Below are 3884 nucleotides of genomic sequence, written 5' to 3'. Positions count from 1 at the left end.
GATGGACCTGCCGGAGGAGCAGGTGGTCGAGGCGCTCTGCGCCGCCGCGCCGCCCCTCTCCCTCACCGAGAGCGACGACGACGGCGGCGGGCAGATCGACCTGCCGGTCGCGTCGCCCGAGGACATGCTCTCCGACGTGATCTCCCTCAAGCAGGTCGTCGGCAGCCTCGAGCCGAACGACCGCAAGCTGATCGTGCTGCGGTATTTTTCCGGCATGACGCAGGTGCAGACCGCCGCGCGTCTGGGCATGACGCAGGTGCAGGTCTCCCGCCGCGAAAAAAAGATCCTGACCGCCCTGCGCCGCGAGCTCACGGGGTAGCGGGGGAGAAGGGAACGGACGGGCGTCGGACAGGCGCGATATGCGAAAAAGGGAGGGCGGATTAAATCCGCCCTCCCTTTATGTGAAGCAGCAGGTCGTCATACGCAGGCTCTTCTGAGGGCTGTCGCCACCCTTATACTGCCGCCGCTTGTTGTTGCTCACACTGCCATACTATGCGGCGCGCCGGCGGGGGGCGACTGGCGGCGCGGCGTCATGCGGCGCCGCTTTTGGGCGTTTGGGGGGAAAGCCGGCAAAAGCGGCGCCCCCGCGCGGCGGCCCCGCCCGCTTTGCGGGAGGAAATTTTGTTTGGCGGCCGCGCCCGCCCGTCCGGCACGGTTTTGGGTTGACATCCGGCGTCGGGTGCGTTACAGTGGATTCATAAAATCGAGGGCGGAAAAGCCGCCTGAAGGGGGTTGGACGCATGGAGGCGGGATCTTACCGCGTGTCGCGCGACGGCATTACGCTCGAGGCGCGGGCGGCGGCGCTCGACGAGGGTCTCACCGTGACGGTGGGCGGCGGGCGGTCGCACATCGGGTCGGTGGCCATCGCGCAGCCGCGCCCCAGCCTGCGCGGGGACGGGAGCGTCTCCTGCACCTGCTCGGTATGGAACCAGCCCGGCCACAAGGACGAGGCCGTCGCCCGCCCGGTCGCCGAACGCCTCTGCCGCGCGCTCAACACGGTGGTCGTCGTCACGGCGGGGGTCCACCTCCCCGGCGCGGACGCGGCGCGGATCGAAGCGGTGGAGCGGCTGGCGGAGGAGCTGGCGGAAAAGCTCCTGGAGGACAAAAAGCCCGCCGGGTAAAACAGAAAAAGCCGGGGAACCCCGCTGGGGTTCCCCGGCTTTTTGTCGCGCGGTTTCCCGGGCCGCCGTAGGGCATCAGAGCCCGAATTCCTTTGCGTACCGCACGACACCCTCCATCCGGACGGGCTCGTCCGACAGGGGGAGGGCCATGAAGTTTTCAGACGGCGCGTCGAACGGCGGGCGGATGCCGAACCGTTCGGCGGGAAGGTAACCGAATTTCGGATAGTATCTTTCGCTTCCGAGGACGACGGAGAAGGGATAGCGCAGTTCCCGCGCCGCACGGTGCCCCTCCGCGATCAGCGCGGAGCCGACGCCCCTCCGCTGGTACGCGGGGAGCACGGACAGCGGGGCGAGCGCCAGCGCGGTCCGCCCGCCGATCCGGATTTCCGTGAAGAGAATGTGCCCGGCGAGAATTCCGTCCGTCTCCGCGACGAGCGACAGCCCGGGCACGAAGGCGCCGCTCTTCCGCAGGGCGGCCACCAGCTCGTGCTCCCGCCCGTCGCTGTGCTCGGCGGCCGCAAACGCGGCCTTGACGAGTTCATACACCGCCTCATAGTCCGCGGGAGTCTCTTTTCGGATGATCATGGCTTCCTCCAAACCGCCCGCGGCTTTCCGCGGGCCTTTCACTGATTCTTGGCGGTTTGCGGGGCCGGATTGCACCGCGTGCGAAAAAAGGATCCCGTTTTCGCGGAAAGAAACCGGGAATCCCGCGGCCGGCGCCGCGGTCACCGGGAAGGGGGGTCGGTCCGGCCCTCTTTTTTCTGTCCGTACAAAAACCGCGCGAGGAAAACGGCCGCCGTGACGGCCGTCAGCGTGCTGCTTGCCGCCGAGGTGAGCCACACGCCGTCCACGCCCAGCAGGGGGACGAGGACGGCGAGCGCGAGCAGCGGGAAGAAGAGCGCGCGGCCGATGGAGATGCCGAGGGAAGTCCCCGGCCGGTTGACGGCGGTAAAGAAGGCGCTGAGCCCCACGCCGATCCAGCCGGTCAGGTAGGTGAAGGAGAAGAGCTCCATGGCCCGCAGGCTCATTTCCAGCAGGGCCGGGTCGTTCTCCCGGATAAACAGGGAGATGATCCCCTGCCCGCCGAGGCGCATCCCGGCCAGCGTGATCCCGGAGAGCAGCGCGCCCGCGAGCAGCACCCGCTTTTCAAAGGCAAACATGCGGCCGCGCAGCTTCGCGCCGTAGCAGTAGCTGATCGCCGGCTGCATCGAGTCGGTCATGCCATAGAGGAGGGAGGCCATGATGCTGTCCACGTAGAGGACGATGGAAAACGCGGCCACCGCCATCGAGCCCGCCAGATGAAGCAGGATGCTGTTCAGGATGATCATCAGGATGGAGCCCGCGATGTTGGAAAAGAACTCGGAGGAACCGTTGAACAGAATGTTGGTGATCTGCCGGAGGCGGATTTTCCCGCGTACGAAGCGCAGCTGGAGCTTTTTCCGGAGAAACGGCCAGTAGCCGAGGAGGGTTCCCAGCGAGAGCCCAATGCAGGAGGCCAGCGCGGCGGAGCCGATGCCGAGCCGCAGCACGCCGAGGAACAGGTAGTCCAGCAGAATATTGAGCAGGGAGGTCATGATGTTGAGCGCCATGCTGTAATGGGTGCGGCCGCAGATGCGAAGATAGTTGTCGACCGCGAAGAACACCATGATGAAGGGCGCGAAGACGGCGTACACCTTGATATATTCCACCGAGAGCGCGGTGACCTCCGCGTCCGCCCCCATCAGGCGCACGAGCGGTTCCGCGCCGAAATAGCCGATCACTCCCACGACCGCGGATATCCCGACGATCAGCAGGGAACAGACGGTAAAAATCCGGCTGGCCTCCAGCTCCTTTTTTTCGCCCAGGTGGATGGCGATCTGCACCGACGAACCGACGGCGACCATATCGGCGAGGGCGAAGCTGATGCTGAGCAGCGGCATGACGAGGTTGATTGCCGCGAGAGCGTCCGACCCGATGAAACGACCCACAAAGACGCCGTCGGCGATCGTATAGAGGGCGGCGACGGCCATGCTGACCATGCTGGGGAGGGCGCACCGAAAGAACAGGCGCGTGGGGGAGAGCGTCTCGAAGATCTGATTTTGCTGTTCCATATCAAAAATCCTTCTTATATTCCTCGGTAAAGGTGCCGAGGATCGAGCAGAAGGCCCGGATCTCATCCGCGGTAAACCGCCGCTCGACCGCCTGCGCGGCGCGTTCAAAGGGGCTGTCGTAGCTTTTGAGGGACTCGGCCACCTGATTTGTCACACGCAGGTAGACGACCCGCCGGTCCGTCTCGCTGCGCGACTTCTCAACCAGCCCCATTTTGACGAGCTCGTTGACCTTGAGAGTGGCGGCCGGCGCGGAAATGCGAAGCGTCTTTGCCAGCCTGCCCACCGTACAGCCGCCGTCCGCTTCCTGGAAGGAGATGACGTCCAGGTACATGATGCTGTTGTAGGAGAGCTCCCCGCCGCCCGTCCGGCTGAGCTGCCGCAGGTCGCAGACCGTGGTGTCGTAGTAGTATTGGTTTAGGGCGTCCCGCAGGTCCATGCCGATCCTCCTAAATGGTTAAGTCAATTTATATAATTTCACTTAACTATATCACGGATTTTATCCGGAGTCAAGTGCCGGGGGAAAAAAGGGGCCCAGGCGAAAGCCTGGGCCCCTTTGAAAGCGTTTTCCGGATTTATTCCCACTCGATCGTCGCGGGCGGCTTGGGGGAGAGGTCGTAGCAGACGCGGTTGACCCCCGGCACTTCCTTCAGGATGCGGTTTGTGATCTTCATGA

At 64.6% G+C, this 3884-nt stretch carries 6 protein-coding genes; 2 read left to right on the top strand and 4 right to left on the bottom strand.

The features are described 5' to 3' along the window. The coding region (locus tag ACZO3G_RS14620) for a sigma-70 family RNA polymerase sigma factor (protein WP_486847368.1) at positions 1–319 on the top strand (319 nt) is incomplete at its 5' end. 421 nt (positions 320–740) lie between these two features. Continuing rightward, positions 741–1121: a prenylated flavin chaperone LpdD gene (gene lpdD / locus ACZO3G_RS14615; protein WP_276872558.1), complete on the top strand. Its 381-nt coding sequence runs from the start codon at positions 741–743 to the stop codon at positions 1119–1121. Between the two features lie 75 nt (positions 1122–1196). Here the strand turns inward: lpdD and ACZO3G_RS14610 are convergent, their stop codons facing one another. From ACZO3G_RS14610 to ACZO3G_RS14595, 4 genes are all read right to left on the bottom strand, one after another. Next, entirely contained in the window at positions 1197–1706 is a 510-nt protein-coding gene (locus ACZO3G_RS14610) for a GNAT family N-acetyltransferase (protein WP_101553179.1), read from the bottom strand. A gap of 140 nt (positions 1707–1846) precedes the next feature. After that, on the bottom strand, positions 1847–3211 hold the full coding sequence (locus ACZO3G_RS14605) for an MATE family efflux transporter (protein ID WP_276872557.1): 1365 nt from the start codon (positions 3209–3211) through the stop codon (positions 1847–1849). Between the two features lies 1 nt (position 3212). Further along, positions 3213–3647 carry a MarR family winged helix-turn-helix transcriptional regulator gene (locus ACZO3G_RS14600; RefSeq protein ID WP_101549582.1) on the bottom strand — a complete coding sequence of 145 codons (435 nt, stop codon included), beginning with the start codon at positions 3645–3647 and terminating at the stop codon, positions 3213–3215. A gap of 136 nt (positions 3648–3783) precedes the next feature. Continuing rightward, a partial coding sequence (locus ACZO3G_RS14595; protein WP_486847369.1) for a GMP synthase (glutamine-hydrolyzing) occupies positions 3784–3884 on the bottom strand: 101 nt, incomplete at its 5' end.

This window comes from Anaerotruncus sp., from assembly GCF_057433415.1.
The sequence above is the reverse complement of the archived record's forward strand: the minus strand, read 5'-3'. Positions and strand labels throughout refer to the sequence as shown.